This is a genomic window from Streptomyces sp. NPDC058221 (assembly GCF_042882365.1).
Lineage (GTDB): Bacteria > Actinomycetota > Actinomycetes > Streptomycetales > Streptomycetaceae > Streptomyces.
The window spans coordinates 1-26,870 of record NZ_JBHVWF010000079.1; the positions used below are offsets into that span (position 1 = coordinate 1).

The 26,870-nt window shown below is 70.5% G+C and carries 30 protein-coding genes; 15 read left to right on the plus strand and 15 right to left on the minus strand.

Going from position 1 to position 26,870, the window contains the following annotated elements; all coding sequences use genetic code 11:
* Positions 1-114 precede the first annotated feature (114 nt).
* The 4 genes from ACFVW8_RS23590 to ACFVW8_RS23605 all read right to left on the minus strand — a co-directional run bounded on the left by ACFVW8_RS23590 (position 115) and on the right by ACFVW8_RS23605 (position 3,210).
* The gene (locus ACFVW8_RS23590; protein WP_389693085.1) at positions 115-1,044 is read right to left on the minus strand and encodes a biotin-dependent carboxyltransferase family protein; all 930 of its coding nucleotides are present in this window, start codon (positions 1,042-1,044) and stop codon (positions 115-117) included.
* Positions 1,041-1,715 carry an allophanate hydrolase subunit 1 gene (locus ACFVW8_RS23595; RefSeq protein ID WP_389693087.1) on the minus strand — a complete coding sequence of 225 codons (675 nt, stop codon included), beginning with the start codon at positions 1,713-1,715 and terminating at the stop codon, positions 1,041-1,043. The genes ACFVW8_RS23590 and ACFVW8_RS23595 overlap by 4 nt, the downstream gene beginning before the upstream one ends.
* Positions 1,712-2,461 carry a LamB/YcsF family protein gene (locus ACFVW8_RS23600; protein WP_389693155.1) on the minus strand — a complete coding sequence of 250 codons (750 nt, stop codon included), beginning with the start codon at positions 2,459-2,461 and terminating at the stop codon, positions 1,712-1,714. The genes ACFVW8_RS23595 and ACFVW8_RS23600 overlap by 4 nt, the downstream gene beginning before the upstream one ends.
* Positions 2,462-2,556: 95 nt before the next feature.
* Positions 2,557-3,210, minus strand: coding sequence for a maleylpyruvate isomerase family mycothiol-dependent enzyme (locus ACFVW8_RS23605; RefSeq protein WP_389693089.1), 654 nt, complete (start codon positions 3,208-3,210; stop codon positions 2,557-2,559).
* Positions 3,211-3,302: 92 nt separating this feature from the next.
* On the opposite strand from ACFVW8_RS23605, the gene ACFVW8_RS23610 reads away from it, so the two are divergent.
* The 3 genes from ACFVW8_RS23610 to ACFVW8_RS23620 all read left to right on the plus strand — a co-directional run bounded on the left by ACFVW8_RS23610 (position 3,303) and on the right by ACFVW8_RS23620 (position 6,491).
* Entirely contained in the window at positions 3,303-3,971 is a 669-nt protein-coding gene (locus ACFVW8_RS23610) for a hypothetical protein (protein ID WP_389693091.1), read from the plus strand.
* Between the two features lie 127 nt (positions 3,972-4,098).
* Positions 4,099-5,328: a Cmx/CmrA family chloramphenicol efflux MFS transporter gene (locus ACFVW8_RS23615; RefSeq protein WP_389693157.1), complete on the plus strand. Its 1,230-nt coding sequence runs from the start codon at positions 4,099-4,101 to the stop codon at positions 5,326-5,328.
* Positions 5,329-5,618: 290 nt separating this feature from the next.
* Positions 5,619-6,491 carry a family 16 glycosylhydrolase gene (locus tag ACFVW8_RS23620; RefSeq protein WP_389693093.1) on the plus strand — a complete coding sequence of 291 codons (873 nt, stop codon included), beginning with the start codon at positions 5,619-5,621 and terminating at the stop codon, positions 6,489-6,491.
* A gap of 87 nt (positions 6,492-6,578) precedes the next feature.
* Here the strand turns inward: ACFVW8_RS23620 and ACFVW8_RS23625 are convergent, their stop codons facing one another.
* Together ACFVW8_RS23625 and ACFVW8_RS23630 are read right to left on the minus strand one after the other, a co-directional pair.
* Positions 6,579-6,854, minus strand: coding sequence for a DUF4031 domain-containing protein (locus ACFVW8_RS23625; protein ID WP_389693095.1), 276 nt, complete (start codon positions 6,852-6,854; stop codon positions 6,579-6,581).
* A complete protein-coding gene (locus tag ACFVW8_RS23630; protein ID WP_389693097.1) occupies positions 6,851-7,219 on the minus strand; it encodes a hypothetical protein in 369 nt (122 codons plus the stop codon). Before ACFVW8_RS23630 ends, ACFVW8_RS23625 begins: the two co-directional genes overlap by 4 nt.
* Positions 7,220-7,322: 103 nt before the next feature.
* On the opposite strand from ACFVW8_RS23630, the gene ACFVW8_RS23635 reads away from it, so the two are divergent.
* The 3 genes from ACFVW8_RS23635 to ACFVW8_RS23645 all read left to right on the plus strand — a co-directional run bounded on the left by ACFVW8_RS23635 (position 7,323) and on the right by ACFVW8_RS23645 (position 10,878).
* Positions 7,323-8,240 (plus strand): MurR/RpiR family transcriptional regulator, encoded by a 918-nt coding sequence (locus ACFVW8_RS23635; protein ID WP_384126175.1) that lies wholly within the window; start codon positions 7,323-7,325, stop codon positions 8,238-8,240.
* Positions 8,241-8,323: 83 nt separating this feature from the next.
* Complete coding sequence (gene murQ, locus ACFVW8_RS23640; protein WP_389693099.1) at positions 8,324-9,289, plus strand: N-acetylmuramic acid 6-phosphate etherase; 966 nt, start codon at positions 8,324-8,326, stop codon at positions 9,287-9,289.
* Positions 9,290-9,330: 41 nt separating this feature from the next.
* A complete protein-coding gene (locus ACFVW8_RS23645; protein ID WP_389693101.1) occupies positions 9,331-10,878 on the plus strand; it encodes a PTS transporter subunit EIIC in 1,548 nt (515 codons plus the stop codon).
* Positions 10,879-10,951: 73 nt separating this feature from the next.
* On the opposite strand, the gene ACFVW8_RS23650 is transcribed toward ACFVW8_RS23645, so the two are convergent.
* Positions 10,952-11,557 carry a Uma2 family endonuclease gene (locus tag ACFVW8_RS23650; RefSeq protein WP_389693103.1) on the minus strand — a complete coding sequence of 202 codons (606 nt, stop codon included), beginning with the start codon at positions 11,555-11,557 and terminating at the stop codon, positions 10,952-10,954.
* 231 nt (positions 11,558-11,788) lie between these two features.
* On the opposite strand from ACFVW8_RS23650, the gene ACFVW8_RS23655 reads away from it, so the two are divergent.
* Positions 11,789-12,253, plus strand: a complete 465-nt coding sequence (locus ACFVW8_RS23655; RefSeq protein WP_389693105.1) for a calmodulin-binding protein — start codon at positions 11,789-11,791, stop codon at positions 12,251-12,253.
* A gap of 62 nt (positions 12,254-12,315) precedes the next feature.
* Here ACFVW8_RS23655 and ACFVW8_RS23660 read toward each other — a convergent pair whose 3' ends face one another.
* Complete coding sequence (locus ACFVW8_RS23660; protein WP_389693107.1) at positions 12,316-13,200, minus strand: DMT family transporter; 885 nt, start codon at positions 13,198-13,200, stop codon at positions 12,316-12,318.
* A 110-nt stretch (positions 13,201-13,310) separates the two neighbouring features.
* On the opposite strand from ACFVW8_RS23660, the gene ACFVW8_RS23665 reads away from it, so the two are divergent.
* The gene (locus ACFVW8_RS23665) at positions 13,311-13,847 is read left to right on the plus strand and encodes a DinB family protein (RefSeq protein WP_389693109.1); all 537 of its coding nucleotides are present in this window, start codon (positions 13,311-13,313) and stop codon (positions 13,845-13,847) included.
* A gap of 47 nt (positions 13,848-13,894) precedes the next feature.
* Here ACFVW8_RS23665 and ACFVW8_RS23670 read toward each other — a convergent pair whose 3' ends face one another.
* Entirely contained in the window at positions 13,895-14,137 is a 243-nt protein-coding gene (locus ACFVW8_RS23670; RefSeq protein ID WP_389693111.1) for a hypothetical protein, read from the minus strand.
* The gene (locus ACFVW8_RS23675) at positions 14,127-14,369 is read right to left on the minus strand and encodes a hypothetical protein (protein WP_389693113.1); all 243 of its coding nucleotides are present in this window, start codon (positions 14,367-14,369) and stop codon (positions 14,127-14,129) included. The genes ACFVW8_RS23670 and ACFVW8_RS23675 overlap by 11 nt, the downstream gene beginning before the upstream one ends.
* 113 nt (positions 14,370-14,482) lie before the next feature.
* On the opposite strand from ACFVW8_RS23675, the gene ACFVW8_RS23680 reads away from it, so the two are divergent.
* Positions 14,483-15,325, plus strand: coding sequence for a helix-turn-helix domain-containing protein (locus ACFVW8_RS23680; protein WP_389693115.1), 843 nt, complete (start codon positions 14,483-14,485; stop codon positions 15,323-15,325).
* Positions 15,306-15,572: a DUF397 domain-containing protein gene (locus ACFVW8_RS23685; protein ID WP_389693117.1), complete on the plus strand. Its 267-nt coding sequence runs from the start codon at positions 15,306-15,308 to the stop codon at positions 15,570-15,572. Before ACFVW8_RS23680 ends, ACFVW8_RS23685 begins: the two co-directional genes overlap by 20 nt.
* Positions 15,573-15,583: 11 nt before the next feature.
* On the opposite strand, the gene ACFVW8_RS23690 is transcribed toward ACFVW8_RS23685, so the two are convergent.
* Together ACFVW8_RS23690 and ACFVW8_RS23695 are read right to left on the minus strand one after the other, a co-directional pair.
* Positions 15,584-16,453 carry a hypothetical protein gene (locus tag ACFVW8_RS23690; protein ID WP_389693119.1) on the minus strand — a complete coding sequence of 290 codons (870 nt, stop codon included), beginning with the start codon at positions 16,451-16,453 and terminating at the stop codon, positions 15,584-15,586.
* Between the two features lie 127 nt (positions 16,454-16,580).
* Complete coding sequence (locus tag ACFVW8_RS23695) at positions 16,581-16,841, minus strand: hypothetical protein (protein ID WP_389693121.1); 261 nt, start codon at positions 16,839-16,841, stop codon at positions 16,581-16,583.
* A gap of 344 nt (positions 16,842-17,185) precedes the next feature.
* Between ACFVW8_RS23695 and ACFVW8_RS23700 the strand changes: the two genes are divergently transcribed.
* A complete protein-coding gene (locus ACFVW8_RS23700; protein WP_389693123.1) occupies positions 17,186-17,764 on the plus strand; it encodes a carboxymuconolactone decarboxylase family protein in 579 nt (192 codons plus the stop codon).
* Positions 17,761-18,633 (plus strand): RNA polymerase sigma-70 factor, encoded by an 873-nt coding sequence (locus ACFVW8_RS23705; protein ID WP_389693125.1) that lies wholly within the window; start codon positions 17,761-17,763, stop codon positions 18,631-18,633. The genes ACFVW8_RS23700 and ACFVW8_RS23705 overlap by 4 nt, the downstream gene beginning before the upstream one ends.
* Positions 18,634-18,762: 129 nt before the next feature.
* Here ACFVW8_RS23705 and ACFVW8_RS23710 read toward each other — a convergent pair whose 3' ends face one another.
* Positions 18,763-19,449: a response regulator gene (locus ACFVW8_RS23710; RefSeq protein WP_389693127.1), complete on the minus strand. Its 687-nt coding sequence runs from the start codon at positions 19,447-19,449 to the stop codon at positions 18,763-18,765.
* Positions 19,450-20,640 (minus strand): sensor histidine kinase, encoded by a 1,191-nt coding sequence (locus ACFVW8_RS23715; RefSeq protein WP_389693129.1) that lies wholly within the window; start codon positions 20,638-20,640, stop codon positions 19,450-19,452.
* A 371-nt stretch (positions 20,641-21,011) separates the two neighbouring features.
* On the opposite strand from ACFVW8_RS23715, the gene ACFVW8_RS23720 reads away from it, so the two are divergent.
* Entirely contained in the window at positions 21,012-22,463 is a 1,452-nt protein-coding gene (locus ACFVW8_RS23720; RefSeq protein ID WP_389693131.1) for an alpha/beta hydrolase, read from the plus strand.
* Positions 22,464-22,544: 81 nt separating this feature from the next.
* On the opposite strand, the gene ACFVW8_RS23725 is transcribed toward ACFVW8_RS23720, so the two are convergent.
* Positions 22,545-22,934 carry a hypothetical protein gene (locus ACFVW8_RS23725; protein WP_389693133.1) on the minus strand — a complete coding sequence of 130 codons (390 nt, stop codon included), beginning with the start codon at positions 22,932-22,934 and terminating at the stop codon, positions 22,545-22,547.
* Positions 22,935-23,690: 756 nt separating this feature from the next.
* Between ACFVW8_RS23725 and ACFVW8_RS23730 the strand changes: the two genes are divergently transcribed.
* Both ACFVW8_RS23730 and ACFVW8_RS23735 read left to right on the plus strand, forming a co-directional pair.
* Positions 23,691-25,991, plus strand: a complete 2,301-nt coding sequence (locus tag ACFVW8_RS23730) for a PrsW family glutamic-type intramembrane protease (RefSeq protein ID WP_389693135.1) — start codon at positions 23,691-23,693, stop codon at positions 25,989-25,991.
* Positions 25,991-26,854: a hypothetical protein gene (locus tag ACFVW8_RS23735; RefSeq protein ID WP_389693137.1), complete on the plus strand. Its 864-nt coding sequence runs from the start codon at positions 25,991-25,993 to the stop codon at positions 26,852-26,854. Before ACFVW8_RS23730 ends, ACFVW8_RS23735 begins: the two co-directional genes overlap by 1 nt.
* Positions 26,855-26,870 lie beyond the last annotated feature (16 nt).

The following is a 26,870-nucleotide window of genomic DNA, read 5'->3' on the forward strand; positions in this document are numbered from 1 at the left end:
GACCCGGGTCCCTCTCGGACCCGGGTGAACACGCCATTTTTGAGGAGACGCCCCGGAGGGGCACCGCCCCCCACCCACCGGGCAAGGCGCACCCCGCGGGGCACCCGCACCAAATCAAGCCCGTCCGGCGATTGAGGACAAAAGGCCCGCACAACGGAACCCCGCACCCCCCGGGCCGGGCCCGAGCACGAACCGCACCGGCGTCCCCGCCACGACCCGCGCCGCCGCCGCCAGCGCGGGTTCCGGGACGACGCCGACGACCGGGTAGCCGCCCGTCGTCGGATGGTCGTTCAGGAACACCACCGGGCGGCCGTCGGGCGGGACCTGGACCGCGCCCAGCACCATGCCCTCACTGGGCAGTTCGCCCTGCCGGGCACGGGCCAGTGCGGGGCCTTCGGTGCGCAGGCCGATGCGGTTGCTCTGCGGGGAGACGCGGTACGCGGCCGTGGTCAGGGTGTGCAGCGCCTCGGAGGTGAACCAGGTGTGGCGGGGGCCCAGGAGCACCGGGAGGACGAGTTCGGCGGGGACCCCGGGCCAGGGGACGGCGCCCGAGGACGGTTCGCCGGCCGGCGGGGGCGGGGGCGGACCCAGCGGCAGTACGTCGCCGTCGTTCAGCGGCGCCGGGCCGAGACCGGAGAGCAGATCGGCCGAGCGGCTGCCGAGGACCGGCTCCGGCTCCAGGCCGCCCGCGAACGCCAGGTATCCGCGCAGCCCGTACGCGGCGGGGCCGGCGTCCAGCACCGCACCCGCCGGTACGTGCACCGCCGCGCCCCACGCCACGGGCCGCCCGTCCACCGTCACCCGGCAGGGCGCCCCGCCGACCACCGCGCGGACCGCGCGGCTCGAACGGACCGCGCAGCCGGTGGCGGTCGTCTCCAGGAGTGCCGCGGCCACCGGGTTGCCGGCCAGCCGGTTGGCGAGCCGGGCGGACGGCGCGTCCAGGGCGCCCGCCCGTCCCACGCCCAGGTGTGCGTGGCCGAACCGTCCCTCGTCCTGCACGGTGGTCAGGGCCCCGGCGCGGACGACCTCCAGCCGCGCGCTCATGCCCCGGCCCCCGTCGCGACGAAGCGGACCCGCACCCCTGGTGTCAGCAGTGCGGGCGGTTCGCGGTCCGGGTTCCACAGGGCGGCCGGGTCCGGCATCCGGCCGACGATCTGCCAGCCGCCGGGGGACGGGCGCGGGTAGACCCCGGTGTAGGGGCCGGCCAGGGCGACCGCACCGGCCGGGACCCGGGTCCGCGGAGTCGCCCGGCGCGGCACGCGGAGGCCGTCGGGCAGGCCCGTCAGATAGCCGAAGCCGGGGGCGAACCCGCAGAAGGCGACGCGGAATCCGGTCCCGGCGTGGATGCGGCCCACCTCATCGGCCGAGACGCCCCACGCCTTCGCGACGTCCACCAGGTCGGGGCCGTCGTAGACGACCGGGATCTCCACCGGTTCGCCGGTGGTCCGCCGCAGCGGCGGTACGTGCCAGGACGTCAGCTCGCGGGCGAGTGCGGCGGTGTCCCGCGCGATGCCGTCCAGCAGAACCGTCCGCGCACCGGGCACGACCTCGCGCACACCGGGCAGTTCACCGGCCTCGCGGCGCCGCAGCAGCTCGGCGTGGAAGGCCTCCGTCTCCTCCCCCGAGCCCAGCTCGACCAGCAGCGCGTCCGCTCCGGCTCTCAGCACGACGGGCGCCGTCCCGCGCGTCTCACCGTCCGGCGTCGGCGTGCTCACGCGAACGCCCGGACCGCGACGCCCGCCTCTTCCAGCGCGGCCCGCACCCGCCGGGCGATCGCCGCCGCACCCGGGGTGTCGCCGTGCACGCACAGGGAGCGCGCCGCGACCGTGATCCGCCCGCCGTCGGCCGCGATCACGCTCCGGTCCACCGCGATGCCGACACTGCGGCGTACGACCTCGTCCCCGTCGTGCACGACCGCGTCCGGCTCGGCGCGTGGCACGAGCGTGCCCTGCGGGGTGTACGCGCGGTCGGCGAAGGCCTCCTCGACGGCGGTCAGTCCCGCTTCGGCGGCCCGTACGAGCAGCCGGGATCCGGGCAGTCCGAGCACCGCCAGGTCCCCGCCCGCGAGCCGGACGCCCTCGATCACCGCGGCGGCCTGTTCGTCGTCGCGGACCGCCCGGTTGTAGAGGGCGCCGTGCGGTTTGACGTACGCGACGGTGGCGCCGGCCGCCTCGGCGAACACCCGCAGGGCGCCGATCTGGTAGGCCACTTCGGCGGTCAGCTCACCGGCCGGCACATCCATGGAGCGGCGCCCGAAACCCGCCAGGTCCCGGTAGGAGACCTGCGCGCCGATCCGTACGCCCCGGGCGGCCGCGGTGTCGCAGACCCGCCGCATCACCGACGGGTCCCCGGCGTGGAAGCCGCACGCCACGTTGGCGCTGGTCACGCACGCGAGGAGCGCCTCGTCGTCGGTGAGCGACCAGCGCCCGAACCCCTCGCCGAGATCCGCGTTGAGATCCATGGGACCGGCCGCGGCGGGCCCGTCCCCCCGGTCCGCCGGATTCATCAGATTCGTCACGAAGCGCACGTTAGCGCCTCACCGAGGCCGACTGCCCGTCAGAAGACGCACAGCTCGCTCTCCTTCACGCCCTCCAGCTCGTACCGCGTCCCGACCAGCGGCCGGCCCGCGTACAGCCTGATCAGTGTCGCCCCGTCGCCCCGGTAACGGGCCGGTGCGCGGCCGTCCTGTTCGACCCCGAGGACCAGCTCATCGCCGCCGTCCTCCAGCTGCGCGAGCAGCAGCGGCGGCTTCTTGCGGCGGGAGAACGGGCCGAGGAGCCCGAGCGCGTGCGTCAGTCCGGCGCCCCGGTAGGCCCCTTCGATCCCCCACGCCTCGCGTACGTCCCCGGCGTGCACCCACTCCCCCAGCGCCACCGCGTCCAGTACCCCGCCCGCGGCCGCGATGGCCGGCCCGGCGTCGGTCATGCCCCGCTCCAGCTCGTCCACCACCTGCGCGTTCGTCCAGTCCGCGCGCTCGGCGATGTCACGGTCGTTGGACTCGGGGCTGTACACGTCCGGCCCGAACCGGCTCTCCACCACCCGGTTCAGTGCGGAACCGCAGTGCGCGAGGACATCGCGCACCGTCCAGCCGGGGCATGCGGTGCGCAGGGCGAAATCGCTCTCGGCCGCGGACCGCAGCAGCGGGAGCAGGGCGTCGCGCTCGGTGCGCAGGAGGAGACCGGGGAGCTCGGGATCACGTTCGTCAGCCATGGCTCCAGCCAACCACCCTGCAACCGTGTTGAGTTGGTGTTCCGTTCGGAAGTGACGGGCCGATCCGGACATCAGGCCCTAATCTCGTCCCCATGACCGACACCGCTCAGGGCAGCCACAGCACCGACGACGCTCTCCGCGCGCGCTGGCGCGACTCCCTGACCGCCGTGCGGGGCGGCGGAGCGGGCCCCGATCCGCTGCCGTACGCCGACAACCTCCTGGTCCGCTGGGCCGAGCCCCAGCGCAAGTACCACACCACCGCCCATCTGACGGCCGTCCTGGACCGCGTCGACACGCTCGCCGGCCACGCCGCGGACGCGGACGCCGTGCGGCTCGCCGCCTGGTTCCACGACGCGGTCTACCGCCCCGACCGCACGGAGAACGAGGAGCGCAGCGCCGTCCTCGCCGAGCGTGCGCTGCCCGAGGCCGGGGTGCCCGCCGGGACGACCGCCGAGGTCGCCCGGCTGGTGCGGCTGACCGTCTCGCACGATCCGGCCGACGGCGACAGCAACGGCGAGGTGCTGTGCGACGCGGATCTGGCGATCCTGGCGGCGGCGCCGAAGGAGTACGCGCAGTACGCGGCCCAGGTGCGCGAGGAGTACGGCTTCGTCCCCGACGACGCGTTCCGGGAGGGCCGGACGGCCGTGCTGCGGCAGCTGCTGGACCTGCCCCGGCTGTTCCGCACCCCGCACGGGACCGCCGAGTGGGAGCCGAGGGCGCGGCACAACCTGCTGACGGAGCTGGAGCTGCTCGCACGCTGAGCGGCCGCCGCCCGCACCCCCGACGCACTCTCGAGCGCACTCCCGTCCGGGAACGCGGCCGGGAATGTAACGGACAAGTTCACTGTTGGCACCTGTCATGCCCGACTCTGCCGCCCGCCGCTCACGCATGCCCCTGGCCGTATACATTCTCGGCCTCTCCGTCTTCGCTCTCGGCACGAGCGAGTTCATGTTGTCCGGGCTGTTGCCGCCGATAGCCGACGACATGAACGTGTCGATCCCGCGTGCCGGTCTCCTCATATCCGCGTTCGCGATCGGCATGGTCGTGGGCGCCCCGCTGCTGGCCGTGGCCACCCTCCGGCTGCCGCGCCGCACCACGCTCATCGCGCTGATCTCGGTCTTCGGCCTCGGCCAGGTCGCGGGGGCGCTCGCGCCGACGTACGAGATCCTCTTCGCCTCCCGGGTGATCAGCGCCTTCGCGTGTGCCGGGTTCTGGGCCGTGGGGGCGGCGGTCGCCATCGCGATGGTGCCGGTGAACTCCCGGGCCCGCGCGATGGCCGTGATGATCGGCGGCCTTTCGATCGCCAATGTGCTGGGTGTGCCACTGGGGGCCTTCCTCGGTGAGAACCTCGGCTGGCGGTCGGCGTTCTGGGCGGTCGGCGCGGCCTCGGCCGTGGCCCTGGTCGGGGTGTCGACGCTCATCCCCCGTATCCCGGTCCCGGAAGAGAAGCCGCAGCTCAAGCGGGAGATGAGCATCTACCGCGACAAGCAGGTGTGGCTGTCCATCGTGATCACCGCGCTCGCGGCGGGCGGGGTGTTCTGCGCGTTCAGCTATCTGGCGCCGCTGCTGACGGATGTCGCCGGTCTCGACTCGGGCTGGGTGCCGACCGTGCTGGCCCTGTTCGGGATCGGTGCGCTGATCGGTACGACGATCGGCGGCCGGGTCGCGGACGCGCACCTCTTCGGGGTGCTGCTGAGCGGGATCGCGGCGTCGACGGTGTTCCTCGCCGCGCTCGCGCTGTTCGCCTCGAACCAGGCCGCCGTGATCGTGCTCTCGTTCCTGCTGGGCCTCTCCGCGTTCTACACGGCCCCGGCGCTCAACGCCCGGATGTTCAACGTCGCGGGCGCCGCCCCGACCCTGGCGGGAGCGACGACGACCGCCGCGTTCAACCTGGGCAACACCGGTGGCCCGTGGCTGGGCGGCACGGTGATCGACGCGGACTTCGGTTTCGCGGCGACCGCGTGGGCCGGAGGCGCGATGACGGTACTGGCCCTGGTGGCCGTGGTCCTCTCGCTGCGGCTCCAGCGCAGTCGCGCCTCGGCGTCCCTGCTGGTGGCGGGGGCACCGGCCGCGACGTCGCAGGGTGCGGACGTCGCGGCGAAGGAGTCCGCGCGGTAACAGCGGGAGCGGCCGCGGAACATCGACCGCCCGAAGGCCGCCGAACCCTCCGATACCGCCAGTGAGTGACGAACACCACACTGCCCTCCGGCGAGGGCTCCCGGGATGCGCGCAGCAGCTAGACATCTGACGTCATACCAGTTCAGCGGGTTCTGCGGACGAAACCGGCTACTCGGCCCGGCACGGGAGGGGCGCCGCGCCCCCGCCTCCCCGCTCCGCGGCCTCTTACCTTCGATGGATCAGCCACCTACGTTGATCGCCACCGACCGCCGTTCCTCGAAGGAGCAAAGATGACGACCAAGCGCAGGGTGCTGTCCGCAATCGCTGTCGTGGCCGCCGGATCACTCGGAATGTGCCTGATGCCCGCCGCTTCGCAGGCCGCCCAATCCACGGATACGGCAGCCCTGGCGGCGTCCGTCGACCCGGCGACGCCGCTGACGGCGAAGCCGGTGGGAACCACGGCCCAGAGCGGCAAACTGGTCTTCAGCGACGAGTTCAACGGCACGGCCGTCGATGCGTCGAAGTGGGTCAAGGGCGACGGGGAGCGCCAGGCGCACTCGGGGATCCGCTGGTGGTACAAGCCGGAGAACGTCGGTGTCGCCAACGGCTCGCTGAACCTGTCCATTTCGAAACTGGCGGACAACCAGTACGCGGGCTCCTCGGTCTCCAGCCAGGGGCTGTTCGCCTACAAGTACGGGACGATCGAGTTCAGGATGCAGGCGCCGCCGACCGAGGGGCATCTGGGCGCCGTCTGGATGATGCCGGAGAACGGCCTGGCCGAGGACAACAACGGCTCGGCCTCCGACGGGGCCGAGTACGACCTCGCCGAGACCTCCAACAAGGCCGACACGTATCCCAACACGGTCCACTACGACGGCTACGGCACCAACCACAAATCCACCAGCCACGTCGTCCAGGCGCCTGGCCTGCACTCCGGATACCACACCTTCTCGCTGGTCTGGACTCCGGAAAGTCTGACGTACCTGTACGACGGAACGATGGTCCGCTACCTCACGGACACGAAGCTGATCAGCGCGGTCAGGGAACGCCCCGTCATGTCGAACGAGATCCTGCAGATGGCGGAGGGCGACATCGCGACGGCACCCAAGAACTCCACGTCCGACGCGAAGTTCGACTACGTACGGGTGTGGCAGAACAACTGATCCGATGCCGGCGGGCCCTTCCGCTTGCCGGACACGCCTGCCGGACATGCCTGTCGGGCACGCCTGACGGGCACGCCTGGCGGGCACTCAGATAGCTGACGCAGGGCGGCCCTTCGGGCGGCGCAGGCCCGCGGCGGTGATCCGGCGGACCAGTTCCTTGGAACCGATCTGCCGGGCGCCGGCCCGTACGGCGTCCTCGTACCGGGCCTCCGGCACGTCGTAGTGGTCCCGCTCGAAGGCCCGCTCCGGGCAGCCGATCGCCGCCGCGAAGGCGTGCAGCTCCTCGAACGACTCGTCGCTGACCAGGTGCGACCAGAGCCGTCCGTGGCCCGGCCAGTCCGGCGGGTCGATGTAGAGGGTCACGGCCGCACTATCCCGCTCAGCGAGCCGACCGGGGCGACCGACACAGTGGCCTTCGTGCAGACCCAGTGCGGGTCGGGGCCCAGCTCGGGTTCGACGTCCAGGGCGTGCGGGTCGCCCTCGTGGCAGACCGGGCAGATCGGCCAGCGGCCGTACTTCTCCAGGAGCGCGTCCTGCACGTCCTGGGCGACGAGGCCCACGACGAATTCCGCGCCCTCCGGCCACTGCTCGACCCACCAGCGCCGGTGCGTCACCGCGTCCTCGACCATCGACACGATCTGCGCCTCGGCGACCTCCCCGGCGGCGAGGTCGGCCATGACGAGTGCGCGGGCGGTGTGCAGCGCCTGCTCCAGGCGATTCGGCTCCATGCCCCCCATTGTCCACCTGCCCGCAGGACCGCCCGGCCGTACCGCCAGAGGTCGGGACCAAAGGGGGGTTGACGGACCTGCGTCCTGAAAATATCTTTCAGATGTGACCAATGACCTGAAGGAAAGTTTCAGCGCTGACTCGCCGCCCGCCCCGGCCGCCCTCGCCGCCAAGGTGCGCACGCTCGCACCGTCCATGACCCGCTCCATGCAGCGGGTCGCCGAGGCAGTCGCGGGTGACCCGGCAGGCTGCGCCGCCCTGACGGTCACCGGACTCGCCGAGCTCACCGGCACGAGCGAGGCGACGGTGGTCCGCACCGCCCGCCTCCTCGGCTACCCCGGCTACCGCGACCTGCGCCTCGCGCTCGCCGGTCTCGCCGCCCACCAGCAGTCCGGCCGGGCCCCCGCCGTCACCGCCGACATAGCGGTGGACGACCCGATCGCCGACGTGGTCGCCAAGCTCGCCTACGACGAGCAGCAGACCCTCGCCGACACCGCCGCCGGGCTCGACACCGTGCAGCTCGGTGCCGCCGTGGCCGCCGCCGCCACCGCCCGCCGGATCGACATCTACGGGGTGGGCGCCTCCTCCCTCGTCGGCCAGGACCTGGCGCAGAAGCTGTCCCGTATCGGCCTGATCGCGCACTCCAACATGGACCCGCACCTCGCGGTGACCAACGCCGTGCAGCTGCGCTCCGGTGACGTGGCCATCGCGATCACCCACTCCGGTTCGACCGGTGATGTCATCGAGCCGCTCCGGGTCGCCTTCGACCGCGGCGCGACGACGATCGCGATCACCGGCCGCCCCGACGGACCGGTCACGCAGTACGCCGACCACGTACTGACCACGTCCACGGCCCGCGAGAGCGAGCTGCGCCCCGCCGCCATGTCGAGCCGCACGAGCCAGCTCCTGGTCGTCGACTGCCTCTTCATCGGCGTCGCGCAGCGTACGTACGAGACGGCGGCCCCGGCCCTCGCCGCCTCCTACGAGGCACTGGCCCACCGGCACAACCCCCGCACCCGCTGACCTGACCCCCGGAAGAACCCGCACCCGCACCCGCACCCGCACCCGCAGAACCGTACGAGTTCAAGAAAGCAGAGCCGCTCTCCATGACCTCCATCACCGACGCCGACGCCACCGCCCCCGACGGATACGGCGAGCTGCGCGCCCAGCTCGAAACCCTCACCACCGAGGCGTTCCGTCCCGAGCTCGCCGAGATCGACCAGCTGGCCACCTCGGAAATCGCCCGGATCATGAACGGCGAGGACCAGACCGTCCCCGCCGCCGTCGCCGCCCGGCTGCCCGAGATATCCGCCGCGATCGACGCCACCGCGGCCCGCATGGCCCGCGGCGGCCGGCTGATCTACGCGGGCGCGGGCACCGCGGGCCGCCTCGGCGTGCTGGACGCCAGCGAGTGCCCGCCCACCTTCAACACCGACCCGGCGGACGTCATCGGTCTCATCGCGGGCGGCCCGTCCGCGATGGTCACCGCCGTCGAGGGCGCGGAGGACAGCAAGGAGCTTGCCGCCGCCGACCTCGACGCGCTGGGCCTGACCGCCGACGACACCGTGGTCGGCATCTCCGCCTCCGGCCGCACGCCGTACGCCATCGGGGCCGTCGAGCACGCCCGCGCCAAGGGCGCACTGACCATCGGCCTGTCCTGCAACGCGGACTCCGCACTGGGCGGCGCGGCCGAGCACCCCGTCGAGGTCGTCGTCGGCCCCGAGCTGCTCACCGGCTCCACCCGGCTCAAGGCGGGCACCGCCCAGAAGCTCGTCCTGAACATGCTCTCGACGATCACGATGATCCGGCTCGGCAAGACGTACGGAAACCTCATGGTCGACGTCCGCGCCTCCAACGAGAAGCTGCGCGCCCGTTCCCGGCGGATCGTCTCGCTGGCCACCGGCGCCTCCGACCAGGAGATCGAGGCCGCGCTCGCCGCCACCGACGGCGAGGTGAAGAACGCCATCCTCACCATCCTCGGCCAGGTCGACGGCCCCACCGCCGCCACGCTCCTCTCCGCTTCGGACGGCCACCTCCGCGCCGCGCTCGCCGCCGCCCCCCGCACCACCTGAATCTCAGGCCCCACCCCCCGCACAGCAAGGCACCACGCACCATGGCTACAGAAGACAAGAACCGCGCCACTGCCGCCGCGATCCTTCCGCTCGTCGGTGGCGCCGCGAACGTCAGCTCCATCGCCCACTGCATGACCCGGCTCCGGCTGAGTCTGCACGACCGCCTCCTCGTCCAGGACGAGGCTCTGAAGGCCGTCCCGGCCGTCATGGGCGTGGTCGACGACGACACGTACCAGATCGTTCTCGGTCCCGGTACGGTCGCCCGCGTCACGCCGGAGTTCGAGAAGCTCGTCGAGGAGGGCCGGGTCTCGGAACCCGCCCCGGCCCCCTCCCCGGCCGACCCCTCCACCCCGCTCACGGCTGAGGAACTGGCCGCGCAGGGCGCCGAGATGAAGGCGGCACGGAAGGCGAAGAACGCCACCCCGTTCAAGCTGTTCCTGCGCAGGATCGCCAACATCTTCGTGCCGCTGATCCCGGCCCTGATCGGCTGCGGCATCATCGCGGGACTCAACGGCCTGCTGGTCAACCTGGAGTGGCTGCCCTCGGTCACCCCGGCGCTGGCGGCGATGGCGTCCGGCTTCATGGCGCTGATCGCGGTCTTCGTCGGCTACAACACGGCGAAGGAGTTCGGCGGCACGCCGATCCTCGGCGGTGCGGTCGCGGCCATCATCGTCTTCCCGGGCGTCGCGGACATCGAGGCGTTCGGCCAGAAGCTCTCCCCCGGCCAGGGTGGCGTCCTCGGCGCGCTGGGCGCGGCGGTGCTCGCGGTGTACGTGGAGAAGTGGTGCCGGCGCTGGGTCCCGGAGGCGCTGGACGTCCTGGTCACCCCGACCCTGACGGTCCTGATCTCCGGTCTGGTGACCATCTTCGGCCTGATGTACGTGGCCGGTGAGGTCTCCACGGCGATCGGTACGTTCGCCGACTGGCTGCTCTCCAACGGCGGCGCGGGCGCGGGCCTGGTCCTCGGCGGCTTCTTCCTCCCGCTGGTCATGCTGGGCCTGCACCAGGCGCTGATCCCGATCCACACGACGCTGATCGAGCAGCAGGGCTACACGGTTCTGCTGCCGATCCTGGCCATGGCCGGAGCGGGCCAGGTCGGTGCGGCCATCGCGGTCTACTTCCGCCTCCCGCGCAACGAGTCGATCCGCAAGACGATCAAGTCCGCCCTGCCCGCAGGCTTCCTGGGCGTCGGCGAACCCCTGATCTACGGCGTCTCGCTCCCGCTGGGCCGCCCGTTCGTCACGGCGTGCGTGGGCGGCGCGTTCGGCGGCGCGTTCATCGGCTTCTTCAACCAGCTCGGCGACGCGGTGGGCTCCACCGCGATCGGCCCGTCCGGCTGGGCGCTGTTCCCGCTCCTGGACGGCAACCACGGCCTGGGCGCGACGATCGCGATCTACGCGGGCGGCCTGCTGGTCGGCTACCTGGCGGGCTTCGTCGCCACGTACTTCTTCGGCTTCAGCAAGGACCTGCTGACGGAGTTCAACGTGTCGCAGGAACCGTCGGCCTCCCCGGCCGCCGAGACGTCCCCGGCCCCGGCGACCGCCGCCGCCGGCCCGGATGCCTTGGCTAAGGAACCTGCCGGGGTCTGACGGACACTCCGGCACACCGGTCACACGGAAGCGGCGGCACCCTTCGGGGCGCCGCCGCTTCGCTGTTCCCGCGTCAGACCGGGAAGGCGTCCGTGGCCAGCGTGACGTCGAAGGGCGCGGGCAGCCCGAGCGGCTTGCCGAACGGCACGGGGTCGGAGCGCTTGTACGTGCCGTCCTCGTTCGGCTCCGTGAACAGCGTGCTCATCGCCCCACGCGTGTCGAACCGGTCGATCAGCAGATACATGGGCACACCCGCGCGCGCATAGGCCCGGTATTTCTTCGTCCGGTCCTCCCGGGCGTTCCCCTTCGACGTGATCTCGACGATGAGGAGCGCTTCGGAGGCGTCCATGGGATCGCTGGTCTCGGGGTCGGCGGCGTCGACCAACTCGGCCGGCATAACCACCAGATCGGGTACGTACAACTTGTCGAGCGGAGCTACGTGCACACCCAAAGTCTGGTAGATCTCCAGCTCGTCGGGCAGGTTCGCGTAGATCCGGCGCTGCACCTTGGCAGCAATCCCGTTGTGATGCGCATGCGGCGGCGGTACCAAGACGATCTGCCCTTCGTCGATCTCGGCGCGCCACCCCTCGGGCACGTCCAGCTCCTGCCAGGTGCGCAGCAGGTAGTCCCACGGGCGGCCTTCAGAGTCCTGGTGGTTCTCGACCATCGCGGCGGTCATCGCGGGTCCCTTCTCCTGAGGCCTGTCGAGGGAGCGTAGATCGACGATTCCACGGCGCGGGGCCGCTCCTGTCAGCGTCCCACGATCGTGTGACCGACGCACTGACCCGCCCACACCAGCAGGACATCTCGCCCGGAGCGCGTCATTTCCACTTTATGTAGTCGATACATTACATTGCGTGACGAGCGGCCATGATCATCATGTTCCGCCCCACACCCCTGGAGAATTTTCATGCGACACCTCTTCACCAAGGTCGCGAGCCTCGCGGCCGTGGCGATGCTCGCGTTCACCGTGGTCCAGCCCGCCCAGGCCACCCAGAACAGCGAGGGTGCCCCGCGCGCCGCCGCCGTCGCACCCGCGTACTTCGAGATGACCGACGTCACACGTGCCACCTTCGTCGTGAAGCTGGTCAAGGAGCAGGACATCAAGCACGCGCGTGACTTGGTGAGCGGCGCCACGGACGACGAGCCGCACGTCGTCGGCCGCATCCAGAAGCGCACCGCCCCGTACAACCCGCGCTGGAGCTACCACTTCGACCCGGAGACGGTCAGCTTCTTCAACTACGCCATCGAGGTCTGCGACGCGGGGCTGCCGTACGTCGAGGACCACCTCGACGAGGCCGGCGGCCCCTTCCTGCCGGGCCTGGTCTACTGCCCCTGGACCTCGAAGCTCGTCCGGGAAGTCCCGGCCCCGTAAGGCCGGTTCCATGACGGAAGGGCGGCACTCCCGGCAGAGGGGAGGGGCCGCCCTTTCCCCGTTCACCGGCCGGACGGAACCGGCTCGGCCGGCCTGCGGCCCGGCTGGACGGTGACGAGGGCGATCCCTCCGCAGCACACCGCCAGGAGCAGGAGTTCGGCGGGCGAGGGGGCCGAGGAAGTGCCCAGCGCCCAGTCGCCGAGGCGGACGGTGAACGGCACGGCCAGCTGCACGGCTGCGGTGAAGACCGGGCCCCGGAGCAGGATGAGCCGGTGCTGTACGAGGTAGGCGGGCGCGTAGACCGCAGCGCCCAGCAGCACGATGCCACCTGTCGCGGCCACGGTCGGCGGGTGGGCGACGAGCGCGGGCAGCGACATCGGCAGCAGCAGACAGGTGGCCGCCGCGAGCAACACCGGCAGCACGGCGAGCGGCGGCAGCCCCGACAGCCGCGCCCGGTACAGGAATCCGTACACCGCGAACGCCACCGTCGCGGCCGCCACCAACAGCAGCCCCACCGCGTCCAGATCCCCCGCGTCCGCACCCAGCGCCGCGTAACCGGCAGCCGCCGCGCAAGCCAGCACCGCGCCCAGCGCCTTGCGGGGCCCGGACCGTTCACCGAAGAACAGCGCGCCGACGGCCACAGAGGCGCACGGCATCAGCGCGACGACCAGGTTCGTCATGGAGGTGCCGATGCGCGGGATGGCGAGCAGGGTGCCGGCCGCGTACCCGGCGAATCCGAGCAGCCCCAGCAGCCAGACGGTCCCCGGCCGCGCCACGGCCCGTCGCAGATCGGCCCGCCCGCTCGTGGTGGACGCCGCGACCACGGTCAGCACCGCACAGCACACGGCGGTACGGCCCACCGCCACGGTCAGCGGTTCGGTCCCGGTCACCAGAGCCCCGGAGAGCAGCCAGGTCCCGGACAGCAGCAGCACGAGTACGACCGGCATGAGTGGACCTTTCCGTTCGAGGCGGCATCGACCGATGAGTTCCGAAACGGAGCGAGGTCTACTTGGGCAGACGCACTCGCAAGCCCGGTAATCGGTAAGGAGACTCCCACGTGAGCGACATCGTGGTCCAGAAGATCGTCCGGCCCGAGCGGGTGCTGTCGGGCCCATGGCTGGAGGTGATCGCCTCGAATCTCGACTACCACCGCGCGACCTTCCTGTGGAAGTGCGAGGGCCTCTCGGACGAGCAGCTGCGGCTGCGTCCGGTGCGGACTTCGGCGTTGACCCTGCTGGGGCTGATGCGCCACCTGCAGGGAGTCGAGCGGGCCTGGTTCCAGGGGGCGCTGGCCGGCACGGCGCCTGCGTTCTTCCCCTACCGGACGTACGTCACCGCTGACGGCGGCGAGTGGTACGACGAGTCGGACGCCACAACGGCCGGGGACGTCTACGAGGATTACCTCAAGGCGTGCGAGGAGTCGCGGCAGGTCTTCGCGAAGGTGACCGCCGACCTCGCACGCCGCGTGCCGAACCCGGAATTCGGTGATACCGATGTGCGGTTCGTTCTTGAGCACGTGATCGAGGAGTACGCCCGCCACGTCGGCCACGCGGACCTTCTCCGCGAGGCCGTCGATGGCGCCACCGGCGAGTAGCCGACCGTCCGGGCGGGCAACCCGCCCTCGGCATCGACAACGCACCCTCAGCGCGGCAGCTGCCCCTCCCGGTTGACCTCGGTCACCCGGGCCCGCAGCACGAGCCCCGGCGGGGCGGGCCGGACCGATTCGGGCGGGCAGTCCCACTCCGCGCCGCCGCCCGGCGGGCGCAGCTGCACATACGGGCCGACCCGCCCCATCACCCGGCCCACGCGCCCGTCCCGCGCATCGACCGCGAACGACCCGGGCTCCGGCGTACACGCCTCCAGCCCGCCCGCGTCAACGGTCATGGCCGGCCCTCTCCGCTTCCAGCACCTGCGTCAGCCGCGCCGCCGTGTCGAGGTTGCAGCGGCCCAGGTCGACGAGCCCGGCCGGCTCCTCACCCGCGAACGAAACCGGGTCGATCCGCAGCGAGGGCAGCACGATCCCGACCCCCGCGAACCCTTCCCGCAACCGCGTCACCACCTCCTCGGCCTCCCGCACTCTGACCGCTGCCGCCCTGCGCCGCTCCGTAGTCGTCATGATCCATTCCTTCCACTCTGAGTAGTGACAATGCATACCCAGCGTGTCCAATCTCTCGTTAGCCTGGAAGAGGTGCAGTTCCAACAACCGCACGTGTGTCACAGGGAGTTGTCATGCCAGGTCCCAGGAAGCTCGACCCCTCCTCCTCGCCACGCGCCCTTCTCGGCGCCGAACTACGCCACCGGAGAGAGAACGCGGGCCTCTCCCAGACCGACCTCGGCGCCCCGCTCTTCGTCAGCGGCTCGTTCATCGGGCAGCTGGAGTCCGGGGTGCGGCGGATGCAGATGGACCAGGCGGAGAAGTTCGACGAGCTGCTGGGCGCGGACGGGTTCTTCGTACGGAACTGCGCGGCGCTGAAGACGTCCAAGTACCCCGAACACTTCGCGGAGGCCGCCGAGGCCGAGGCCCGCGCGGAGGCCATCCGGGAGTACGCGCCCCAGCTCATCCCGGGGTTGTTGCAGACGGAGGCCTACGCCCGGACGGTGTTCCGGGAGTACCAGCCCACCGCCGTCGAGCGGGTGATCGACGAGCTGGTGGCAACACGACTGGAGCGCGCCCAGCTGCTGACCGACCCAACAGTCCCGCTGTTGTGGGTGGTGCTGGACGAGGCGGTGTTACGTCGCGTGGTGGGGGGACCGGAGGTCATGGCGGGAGCTCTGCGGCACATCGCGTCGCTGATCAGACAACACCGCGTCATCGCGCAGGTGCTGCCGTTCTCCGAAGGCGCCCACATGGCGCTGGAAGGCTCTCTCAAACTGATGGCCTTCCCGGACGCACCGCCACTCGCGTACCTACAGGGCTTGGGCACAGGGAAGTTGCAGGACGATCCGGCCACGCTGAGACAGTACGAACTCACCTACGATCTCCTCGCGGCCAGCGCGATCTCACCGGCAGCGTCCCTGGCCCTGATCGAGTCGGTGGCGGAGGATTACGACCATGAAGCTCAGCGGTTCTGACTACGACCTGTCCACGGCGATCTGGCACAAGTCCTCGTACAGCGGCGGCAGCGGAGGGGACTGCGTCGAGGTCGCCACCTGGCGCAAGTCCACCTACAGCGACGGCAGCGGCGGCAACTGCCTGGAAGTCCTCGACGGCGTCCCCGAGATCGTCCCCGTCCGCGACTCCAAGGTGGCCGACGGCCCCGCGCTGGTGTTCCGCGCGGCAGCCTGGGGCTCGTTCGTCGACGGGCTCAAGCGGGGCTGAGCGTACGGATATCAGCGCTCGGCGGAGTGCGCGCGGTTCCAGTCGTGCAGGATGCCGTCCCAGTCGTGCCGGGGAAGGGTGTCCGTGCGGGCCGCGGCCCACCCGTTGTCGTCCTGCCCGTACAGATCCTGGTACTGGGCGCCGCTCTGCCCGGGGATGCCCACCCCGTCGAAGGACGACGGCCAGGTCTGCGCCGGGGGCGTACGCAGCAAGCCGTCGTGATCGGGTGCGGATTGGGCGCCGGCCATGCCTTCGGCGCCGGGGCGCCGGTGGCGGCCACCGTCGCGTCGCACCGGGGTGAGACGGCCGTCCGCGGACAGGGTCTGAGCCCGCGCGACCAGTTGCGAGAGCCCGATGCCGAGCCGGGCCGCGAGCGTAGAGGCGTCGATGCCCCTGTTCCAGCCGTCCGCGAGGAAGGAGTCCAGGGCGGGCGACCACTCCTGGAAGGCTGCGGGCGGCGACAGTTGGGGGGCGACTCCTTCCACCCGGGGCAGCGGAACGGGCGGCTGCGGCGGAACCGGGCGCGGTGGCGCCGCGGCCTCGGGGGGCGGGGCGACCGGGGCGGCCGACGCGGAGTAGGAGTCGTCGGCGTCGTCCTCGGCGATGTGGCCTGGGGCCCCCGTGGCCGCATCCGGGTCCCCGGCCGCCGACTCGGTGAGCAGTGACTCGGCCAGCGAGGCCGCGACGCTCTTGCCCACGGTGCGGCGGGCCACGCGCACCTCGCGCTCGCCCAGACCCAGCAGTTCGGCGACCGCGGCATCGCTGCCCACCGTGACGGCGAAGGCGGCAAGCAGCCTCGCGCGTTCGGCCTGGGTCCCGTCAAATGCCGCCTGCGCCTCGCGCACGCGGTCGTCCGCGCCGCAGAATGCGCTGGCCAACACCGCATGCCGCTCCCACAATTCCCTTGCTTCCACGCATGATCCAACGCTTGCCACGACGCGTTGGAACCGAACTTGGCCACCAAATCACCCAATTGGCCGTTTTAGGATGACCCGCCCATATTTATATTTATGTCTGCCCCTGAAGGCGCAGATTGCGCAGCGTCTCCTCCGTCTCCTCAAGGAAGTGCCGGTAGGAGGTCAGGCGGCGCCAGTCGGCGTCCAGGACCCCGGGGAGCGTGGCTTCGCGCGCGGCCCAGAGGTTCAGCAGCTCCGTGTACAGCGGCGTCACCTCCGCTCCGCCGGCGCCGTCCGGCTCCGGCATCCGGTGGGGCAGTGGTGCCTCATGACCGGTGATCGCAACGCGGGGGCCCGGCAGACCCCCGGCCATCCCCCGACCGTGGCCGTGGCCGTGCGAAATGGAAGGGGCGGAACCACTGCCTACTCCCGTTGGGCCGTCAGATGCACTCATGGCTGTAGAAACGATTCGCTTCCCCTCTCGTCACTCGCGCGAAGAGCCCCTGACGTGAGCGTTCGACGCCCGTCCGGGCCGTGGCGGGACGGGAGAGGCCGGGGGAAGGGCTTCCACGTAGTTCACTCCCGTCCATTCCAAGGAAAGTGAGTGATTACGCTGCGCGGGTGACTACGCGCTCAGCCCGGTGGTTGTCACATCCGTGGGCCCGGTGGTGTCTTCATGCCGACCAGGCAGACAGGCACACGTCCAAGGAGAACACGATGGCGGTACGTATCCCGAAGGCCGAACTCCCCGCCGAGCTCCGCGAAAACCTGATCAAGCAGCTCGGTTCCGTGCCGGAGCCCAACGAGGTGCTGTGGAACCACCCCAAGCTCGCCGAGGCCAACCAGGAGTTCTCGGCCGAGGTGGCCACCTGGGACGCGGCGGACGCGAGCCTCAAGACGTTCGCGCACATGGCCGTCGCGGCGCAGGTCGGCTGCAGTTGGTGCCTCGACATCAACTACTTCGCGGCACTGCACCAGAACCTGGACCTGGCCAAGGCGAGCCAGGTGCCGCGCTGGCGGGAGTCGGAGGTGTTCACGCCGTTGGAGCGGGAGGTGCTGGAGTACGCCGAGGCCATGACGAACACGCCGACGACCGTCACCGATGAGCTGTCGGCCAGTCTGCTCGGCCGGCTCGGTCCGGCGGCGCTGGTCGAGCTCACCGTGTTCATCGGCTTCGCCAACCTGGCAGCCAGGTGCAACACGGCGCACGGGATCACCTCGCAGGGCTACTCCGATGCCTGCGAGATCCCGCTGGCCGAGCGTCCGCGAGCGTCCGGCGCGGCTTCGGCATCATGACCGAGGACCCGTTCTTCACCCATCGCAGCCTGCTGTTCACGGTCGCCTACGAGATGCTCGGCTCCTCGGCCGACGCGGAGGACGTGTTGCAGGAGTCCTGGCTGCGGTGGGACGGGGTCGACCGGTCGCGGGTGAGCGACGCACGGGCGTACCTCGTCAGGACCGTCACACGGCAGGCGCTCAACCGGCTGCGGACGTTGGCGCGCAGCCGCGAGGACTACGTCGGCGCATGGCTGCCGGACCCGTTGCTGACCAGCCCTGATGTCGCCGAGGACGTGGAGCTCGCGGAAAGTGTCTCGATCGCGATGCTGACGGTCCTCGAAACGCTCGGGCCGACCGAGCGGGCGGTGTTCGTGCTCCGCGAGGTCTTCGCGCTGCCGTACGGCGAGATCGCCGAGGCCATCGGGAAGTCCGCGGCTGCGGTACGGCAGATCGGGCGGCGGGCACGCGAGCATGTGGCGGCCCGCCAGCCGCGGGTGCAGGTGAGCCGGTCGGAGCAGCAGGCCGTGGTGGAGCGGTTCCTGCTCGCGTTGCGTACCGGGCAGTTGCAGGAACTCGTGGAGGTCATGGCGCCGGACGTGGTCCTGATCGCCGATGGTGGCGGGCTTGCGGCTGCCGCTCTGGCTCCGCTCCACGGGGTCGAGCTCGTGGCGAAGGTGCTTGCGCGCACGGACCGGGTGCAAGCGCCCGCGCTCACGACGACGCCGGTGTGGCTCAACGGGGCACCTGCGGGCCGGATCGAGATCGAGGGCGAGCCGGCCACGGCGGTGAGCCTCGTGGTGGAGAACGGGCAGATTACCCGGGTCTACTTGGTGAGAAATCCAGTGAAGCTGACGAGGCTGGACGAACCGGTCGAACTCGCCAGGTAGGGCGGGTGCTGCTGCGGCGCTGTGGATGTTCCGGGCGAAACCGCCCGGAGATGCGGGTCTGCCACGTCACGGACATCGACGACGCCGAAGTGGTGCCGAGGCGCGACCGTCATCGCCCCCTCCAGCCCGTCAGTCCTCCGCGTCCCGGACCAGGAGCGCGATCTGCACCCGGTTGCCGACCGACAGCTTGGCGAACAGGTTGCCCGTGTGGGCCTTGACCGTCGCGACGCTGATGTGGAGGCGCCGGGCGATGTCCTGGTTGCTCAGGCCGTCGGCGATGGCCCGCGCGGTTTCGCGTTCACGTGCGGTCAGTGCGGACAGCTGGCCGCGGGCTGCCGCGCGTGACGCGTCGCGGGCGTGCGGGGACTGCGGGCCGGTGGCGGCCGCGATCACCCGGGCCGTGGCCGCAGGAGACAGTACGGATTCTCCGGCCGCGACCGCGCGCACCGCGTCGATGATCCTCGACGGCGGGGTGTCCTTGAGGACGAATCCGAGTGCTCCGGCGCGCAGTGCGCCGAGCACCAGGTCGTCCGAGTCGAACGTGGTGAGCATGAGCACCCGCGGCGGTGCGGGCCGGGACAGGATTTCCCGCGTCGTGCTGAGGCCGTCACGACCCGGCATCCGGACATCCATCAGTACGACGTCGGGCCGGTGTTCGTCCACCACGTCGATCGCCGCGTTCCCGTCGGCCGCCTCCGCGACGACCGTCAGATCCGGTTCGCCGTCGATGACCAGGCGCAGCGCCATCCGCACCAGCTCCTCGTCGTCGACGACGACGACGCGGACCGGCCGCGCCGGCTCCCGTTCGGTATCCACTCAGGCTCTCTTTTCGTTGCCGTGCTTCGGCCAGGGAATTCGGACGGTGAGGACGTAGCCCCGGTCGGGTGTGGGGTGGTGCGCCAGGCTGCCGCCGGCGAGGGTGACGCGTTCGGTGAGGCCGAGCAGACCGAATCCCGAGGCGGGCGGTGGGGCTCCGGTGCGGTGGTCCCGGGGGCCGGCGGCGTTGTGGACGGCGACTCGCACCGTGTCGCCGGCCGTGCCTTCGAGGGTGAGGTGCACGGGGGCGCCCGGGGCGTGCTTGGCGGCGTTCGTCAGCCCTTCCTGGACGACCCGGTAGCAGGTGCGGCCGACGGCTTCGGACGGTGTTCCCGTCATGGTGCTGGTGAACGTGACATCGAGTCCGGATGCGCGGGCGTCGTCCACCAGAGCGGGGATGCTGTCGAAGGACGGCTGTGGCGGCTCCGGGTCGCCCGGGTCCGACCGGAGTACGCCGAGCACATCGCGCAGCTCTTCCAGGGCCTGGTGGGAGCCGTCGGCGATGCCGCGGACCAGCACGCGGTTCTCCTCGGCCGTGAGGTTGCCGCGGTGGTCGAGCACGCCGGCCTGCATGGCGACGAGGGAGATCCGGTGTGCGAGCACGTCGTGCATCTCGCGGGCGATCCGGTTGCGTTCCAGGGCCCGGGCCTGTGCCGCTCGTGCGGCCTGTTCCCGTTCCGCGCTCTCCGCGCGGTCCCGCAAGGACCGCACCTCGACCCGCCGTGCGCCGATGGCCATGCCCGCGGCCACCGCGATGCCCGCGGTCAGTGCCGGAAACGCGAGCCGGAGCCAGAGCGAGCCGGGCGAGTTCGGGACGGGGTACAGCCCGACGGCGAACTGTGAGGCGGCCACGAAGGCGAGGACGACGATGCCGATCTCCACCGGACGACGACGGGTGGAGATCGAGACCAGCGCCATGAGCAGGGCGCCGGTGGCGAGTGCCGACGCGGTCGAGGCGATCGCCACCGTCAACGTGACGGCCAGCGGGAACCGGCGCCGCCACAGCAGCGCCGTCAGGCAGCCGAGCGCGACCAGCGGATCACCGATGAACCACCAGGAGCCCGTGCCGACACCGTGCTGGTGCAGCACGACCCCGGTGGTGAGCCAGGGCAGGACGCCCACGGCCACGGCCGCAGCCAGGCGCCAGGCCTGCTGCCACCATTCGAGCCGTGGCGCCACGTCCATGTTCACCTGGCCATTATCGCGAGGCGGTGCGACCGGGGAGTCAGACCGGGGGCGGATGCGCCCTGGACCAAAGTCGAAGGACCGCCTCGCCTGTCGTCGGGGACGTGCCGGACCGCTGGGGCGATGTGCCGGAGCCCGCCACACGGACAGACTCGTTCCGTTCCCGTCCCGGACGACAGGACACGAGACGGACACCTGACCTGTGGGCCTGACCTGCGGGCCTGACCCGTGGGCGTCTTCCACCGGGTCCGGATGGCCCACCGGCCGCCCCGGCCCGGCCCGGCCCGCAGGCATCGCGCCCGTCGCCCGGCGTGCGGCGGCCGGGCATTCCGGCACCGTGCGCACCCCCTGTGCGCCCCCTTCCAGGAGGAGACCCGATGCACATTCCCCTGTCTCTCGCCCTTGCCGCCACCACCCTGGCGGCGACCCTGATTCCGGCAGGACCTGCTGCCCCGGCAACGCCGGGCCCCCTGCGGTGGGGTCCGTGCCCGAAGGAGGCCGCCGCACCCCGGCTCACCTGCTCGACGCTCGAAGTCCCCCTGGACTACCGGGATCCGGACGGCCGGCAGATCAAGGTCGCCGTCTCCCGCCTCGCGAGCAGGAATCCGGCGCAGCGGCGTGGCGTACTGCTGACGAATCCGGGCGGCCCCGGAGGCCCGGGGCTCGGTTTCCCCGCCGTTCTCGCCGGTGCCCGGATGCCGCAAAAGGTCCTCGACTCCTACGACTTGATCGGCTTCGACCCGCGCGGGGTGGGCCGCAGCGCCCCGGTGACCTGTGATCTGACGCCGGAGCAGCAGGCCCGCGGCAACTTCGCGCCCTACGCGCACAGCCCGGCCGACGTCGCACGGGAAGCCGGCAACGCACGGACCATCGCCGATCAGTGCGCCGCCTCGCGCACGGCATGGATGCTGCCCCACACCACCACCGCCAACACCGCGCGCGACATGGACCGCATCAGGGCCGCGCTCGGCGAACGGAAGATCTCCTACCTCGGTGCGTCCTACGGCACCCAGCTCGGTGCGGTGTACACGACGTTGTTCCCGAGGCGCAGCGACCGGTTCGTCCTCGACAGCAGCCTGGGCCCCGGCGGTTACGACGTCACGGCCATGCGGATGTTCGCCCGTGGCCTCCAGGACCGTTTCCCGGACTTCGCGGCGTTCGCCGCCGCACACCCCGAGTACGGCCTGGGTACCACCCCGAAGCAGGTCACCGCGAAGTTCTTCGAACTCGCGAAGCGGCTGGACGCCGAACCGGTCGAGGGCATCGACGGGACGGCGTTCCGCGGCCTGACCTTCGACCGCCTCTACAGCGACGCGACCATTCCCCAGCTGGCCGAGTTCTGGCAGGCACTCGACGCCGGACGGCCGGTGCCCAGTCCGCCGTTGTCGGGCATGGAGAACCTCATGTCGAGCCGCTTCTACGTGATCTGCGGGGATTCACGCTGGCCGCGGACGGTCCGGGAGTATCAGCGGAACGTCGCGGTGGACCGAGTGAGGTACCCGATGCTCGGCGGGTCCACGGCCGGTATCGGACCGTGCGCCTTCTGGCCGGGCAATCCGGTGGAGCCGCCGGTGCGCATCGGTGACCGGGGCCCGTCGAACGTGCTCCTGGTGCAGAACGAGCGCGACCCCGGGACCCCGCTGGCAGGCGCCCGCAAGCTGCGGCAGGCGTTCGGGCAGCGGGCCAGGATGGTCACCGCCGACCAGGGTGGGCACGGCGTCTATCCGTACGGCCGCAACACGTGCGCGAACGACGCGGCGACAGCTTTCCTGACCACCGGGCACCGCCCGACGCATGACCTCGACTGCCCGGCCGAGCCGGGCAAGTAGGGGAGGACCGCCGTCGGCAGACAGGGTTCGCCCCGTCGCGTGCCGGGCATCGCGACGGGACGAATGCCTCCTGCTGAGGCGCTAGCAGTCGCGCAGGCCCGGCACGCGCTGGTCGTCCGCGCCACCCGACAGGTAGACCACGTTGACCCAGACATTCTTGTTGCCGGAGTCGTCATCGGTCTTGGCCCACCACTTGTTGTGGTGTCCGCCGTACGTCACCGTGGAGCCGACGGCCTGGCAGTAGAAGTAGTTCCAGCCGTGGTTGATGTGACCGGCCGGCACGTTGCCCGTGTGGAACGAAGGAGCGCCGCCACTGGGGTAGACGTAACAGTCGGTGGTCCCGTGGCTGTTGGCACGGCAGCCGTTGGCAGGTGGCGCGCCGGCCTCCTGGGCACCGGCCGTTCCCCCGGCCGACAGTCCGAGGGCCAGCGTTCCGACAGCGGCAGCGGCCAGCAGTGTGTTCCTCAACATGTTCAGCACTCCTTCGGCTCGGTGGAGTCCGTGAATGGGCCCCCGACCCGAAGCTTCCGCAGCAATCGAGCCCGCCAATCTCCCCGGCTGCGGAGTTCCCTCGATCGTTGGAGCGTGCACGTACGCACACACCCGCCCGCGTGCGCTGGCAGTCGGCCCCGATGAGGCCGATTGCGCCCGCCCTGGGGCTCAAGCGCCGCGTCCGAGGACCAGTTGGCGCCGGGACGGCGGGTCCCGCCCAAGGCCCCGTCCCGCCTCGGAGCTCAAGCCCCGAGATCCGAGCGCTCTTTCAGCGGAATGGGCGGAGGGAACGAATCCCCACCCTCGGGTAGTGAGCCTGCCGGCGGTTCGCAACGCCGCGAGCGAAGCCCAGCGGACACGGCAGTAGGGCCTGCCGCCGGGCACCGCCTCCAGCTATGCCGACGAAACAAGGCAGCCATGCCCACAGCAAGGCATGGGTAGCTGTCAGGCACTCATTGCACCCCGGCCGTCATGAGCGCCTTGTGCGATCGGACCCGCTCAGGCCTCGACCCGGGCCGACTGGACCAACACCGCCAATGACCGACGCGCTCACACCCACCCCGGAGCAATCCTCAACCTGCGCAGCACCCCATGACCAAGGCGGGGTAACGAGATTCTCCCCGGCGCCTTGAGGCGAACTGCGCTTCCACATGGACACCTTCGGGACGCGCGACAGTTTCCGCACCCTCTTGCCACCCCGACACTTCAGTCATATTATTTCGTTCGCAATTGCGAATGAAGATCTATGCTGAGGCTCGGGTGTCGACGAACGGGGGGGCCGTGGCCGTATTGATGGCCGCAGCGGCAGTGTGGGGCGTGCTGCAACTGTTCGCGCTTACGTGGCCAACACGCTCAGTACGGGTATCGACGGTGCTGCTCGCTCTGATGGTCGGGATCTACGGGTGCGGCACCGTAACGGCGCTGGTCGAGGTGGCATACACGCACGTGTACTCGGCCCAGTCCGGCCGCCCGTTGGACGAAGTCGTCAACACAACCAGCTACACCGTGGCGCCATGGGTGGAGGAACTGCTCAAGCTGAGCCCGCTGTTGTTGGCCGGCCTGTATGCCAAGGTGCGCCGACAGTGGGGGCTGACCGACTTCGTGGTGCTCGGATCCGCAGTCGGTGCCGGGTTCGGACTACTGGAGGCGTTGCTGCGGTTCGGCGGCGAGGCCAAGCGGGCAATCCCGCGACCGGGTGGTGGCTGGGTGATTCCCGACGGCTTCTCCCCGCCCTATGTACCAGGCCCGAACCAGGTGTTCACCAGTTGGCTACCGGCCCCGTTCGCCACCGTCGAGATGGGACAGGCATCGGCCTCGGCTACGTTCTCGCACCTCGTGTGGACAGCCATGGCCGCCCTGGGTATTGGCGTGCTCCTGCGCGGCCACGGCTGGCAGCGCCTGCTGTCAGTCGTGCCGATCGGGGCCGCTGTCGCCTATCACACGCTCAATAACTACGCGGCCCAGCACAATGAATCCACTGACGCGCTGCACTGGCTGGAGACGCTGGATGCCAAGGCGTGGATGATGCCGCTCCTCTGTCTGGCCGCAGCGATGCTCGTGGACCTGCGCCGGCTTCACCGCGGCAAACGCCTCATACCTGGCGTATTGCTGGCCACTGAACGTCTCGACGGCGATAGCGCGTCCGCATTAGTACGTTACGCCGCCTGGCGACCGCCCTGGACCCTGCTGATCGCGCTCCGCTTCATCCGCCTACGCCGCGCCCTCTGCTACGCCTCCACCCAGCCCCCACCCCCAGAAGACCCGCACCCCGCCTCCCATCAGGTGCAGTCCGCAGCGCCCCTGCACCACCCGACCGCCCAACCCTCAAGCGGAGCCACCGAAGAGCTGGTCCGTCTCACCGCACGAATCGCAGCCCGCATCGACGCCTCCGACCATGCGGATGCATGGAAAGACCTCGATATCCGCGGCTTGCTGCGCCAAGCTCGGACCCGCGCCGGGCGTCGCCGATGGCTGCTCCTCATCCCGTGCCTGCTCACCCTCCCCTCCCTGGCCTTCCTCGGCATTGGCTCCTTCCACTCCCAAGCCGACCTCCAGCACTACATCTCCACCGGTCCGCGCCCACGCATTCTGCTCTACTGCGCGATGGCGGCCCTGGCCTGGATCGCCTGGCAACTCACCGCCCTGCTACGCACCTGGCGAGCCACGGCCGCTCAGCCCATCGGTGAACACCTGGCTCTCCACCGCTTCCGCATCACCACCGCCCTCGGCTCCGCCGCCACCGGGACGTATCTCCTCTACCGGGGCTTCGGCAATGCCGACCCCACCGGCACCCTGGCCCCCACCGCACACCTCCTGGAGGCACTCGACCAAGCAGCGTTCTGGATCGGCCTCCTGCTCCTCCTCATATCCCTTGCCGCTCTCTTCCCGCCGGGCGCCGGCCTGGCCATGGCCGGAGGCAGTGCGCTGGCCGGAGGCAGTGCCGTGGCTGGAATTACCGCCGAAGCCGCCATCAACGCCGCCCTGCTGGGCAGTGCCGGGATCGTCCTCATGGCGGCGGGCAGTCAGGGGAGTGGCTGGAGCGAGACCACCCCGTCCGGATCCAGCGGAAAGGGTTCCGGATCAACCTCAAGAAGGGGGAAGTGGCAGGCACGGGACGATATCGAAGGCCCTGCTGCAGGGAAAGAGCTGCGTTTTCCTCATTCTCGGCATACCGTCTCGGGTTCAGGCACTGGCACACCCAAGGCCAAGAACAGCGTCATCATGCGTGGCCATGAAGGAGAGGTCGCACAGGACATCGAGAGTATCGCGGCAGGCCGAGCCAAATGGCACACGATTCTGTCACGCTACGAGATAAATGGCCGCACTTACGTGATAGAAGACAGCGGTACCGTTTTTCCCGACAGCGGCCCAAACATAGTCAATCTGAACCGAGTTGAATACGGAGCCTTGAGGCAGATCGTCCGAGCTCGCGGCGATATTTCAGCGGCTCCACAGCTCGCGAGGGATCCGAATTTTGTGCGAAACCCGGAAGCCATTCAAAAGGCCTTGAAGATCTACAATGGGATCATTCCATGATGTATAACCTGCTGGTTGCCGGCGCGATGGAACCGCGCACATTGGTAACCGTTCTGGCATCAGCCTTTGACGTGAACGCCGCGGATGTGGATGTAGCCGACCGCTTCGGTGACCCCGACCTGAGGAACTGGGAAGCCGCCGTCTCATGCCAGTATGACGCCCTTCACGGAGACCTCTCTTGGGAGTTGGACGTCTATGCGCAGGAGTTTGTTCCCACCCCTCCCTCGGAGTCGGCGCTGGCTCAGCACATCGCCACAGCGACCGGGCTGGTGGTGCTCTTCCCCGCCGAGTCGTTTCCACCGAGCGCCTACTGGGCGGCCACCCCTGAAGGCAACATCACGCGGGTACGCCTCTACGAATCCGACGAAGAAGTCCCCGTCTATTCGGTTGATGCCGTAGAAGTCCCAATTCGACAACTGCCGAACGCAAAGGTGATGAGGATTCCGGAGGTTGTCCGGGAGTTGAGGATCCCCACTCCGGTCACAGACAGCTTCCGCAAGAATATGCCTGCACATTTCCTATCCCAGCTAGGCCTGGAGTGGAAATTCTCGGACTGTCTGGGGGCATGGGAAATGCTCGTCACCCACATGGCATCGGGGTGGGCCGGTTCGGGTTGGTGCCCCCCGGACATCTACCAGGAACGGCTGGCCGCGCGAGACAGACTGACGACCATCCCCGACACGCTTCCCCCTGACGCCGTGGCCACCCTCCGGCAGGGGCTTCAGCAGCTGGACAGCACCTATGCCCGCCTCACCATGGAGGACCCGCAGGGCTCGCTGATCGCGCTACTCCCGGGCCCGCAGGCACCGAGCGGGGACCTGGGCTGGTGGTGGTACCGGCGACCCGAACCGCTGCCCTGGTGACGCCAATCGCTCGCTA